This is a genomic window from Paenibacillus sp. 01T422, from assembly GCF_056398785.1.
In genome coordinates, this window is record NZ_JBFTQB010001414.1 from 1 (window position 1) to 928 (window position 928).

Below are 928 nucleotides of genomic sequence, written 5' to 3' on the forward strand. Positions count from 1 at the left end.
CTCCTCACCGATATAGTTAACGAAATTAAGTTCTGGAGGCGCTAAAATTACTGATTCCCAATCGATAAAGTACAACTCATTTTCATGACGAATCAAATTGCCTCCCCAAATATCGCCGTGGCACAATACTTTCTCTTTAGTATCTGCTATGGATATACCGTGAAGTTTGCGCACAAGATTCAATAAGTCGAATATTCGCTCTTTCTTTGTCAAAAGAACCTGACGTAATGCCTGTTTAATAGGATTGTGAAACGTTAGTGTGCACTCAATCATTGAAATGCACTTTTCAAGGTCAGACTCAAAAGAAATATCAAATGTTTCTGCCAAGAGCGTTGTCTTATCTATAAAAGGTGTAATCAGCTGTATTGCAGCAACTGATTTAGCGATGCCTTCAAGAATCTCCTTTGAGAAAGGATAGGCTTCTGCCAATGTCTCCCCTTCAATAAAGTTAAATAGTACCACTGTGATATTATTAAATGTTGTTACAAAATCGCCATTCCGATTTATGATTGGATATGTGAGGTTTCGAAAAAGTCCTTGATGATACATCTGCCAAGTTAACGGTAAGTAAAACCGTAGGCGCTCAATACTTCTTCTTTGCCCGTCATTTTGATGGTCAAATAATTTGAGATAATATCGTTCTCCATTCGCACAATTCATCCTATAAGAGTACGCTGAGTCCCCCAGAGGAATAAAGTGAACACTTTCAATTTGTAGCCCGTACTCTTTATCAAGGTTCATGATAAGCTCACTATTATCAATACTATAGTTAACCTCCAAACTTTTCACTCTCCTTTCATCTCTGAAATATATGTTAGCACAAATTGGAAGGAAACTGCTCATAAGCACGCGGAAAAGTCAGCCGATTGAAGGGCTGCCTCTTTTTGTTATGTGCTAACTGAGTTATCGTTTTACGCTACCAAGGTAC

1 protein-coding gene is annotated in these 928 nt (G+C 38.1%); it reads right to left on the bottom strand.

Going from position 1 to position 928, the window contains the following annotated elements; all coding sequences use genetic code 11:
- Nucleotides 1-780 (bottom strand): phosphotransferase (locus AC1DUA_RS39180; RefSeq protein ID WP_477504813.1); only part of this gene is annotated, 780 nt, incomplete at its 3' end.
- Between the last annotated feature and the right edge of the window lie 148 nt (nt 781-928).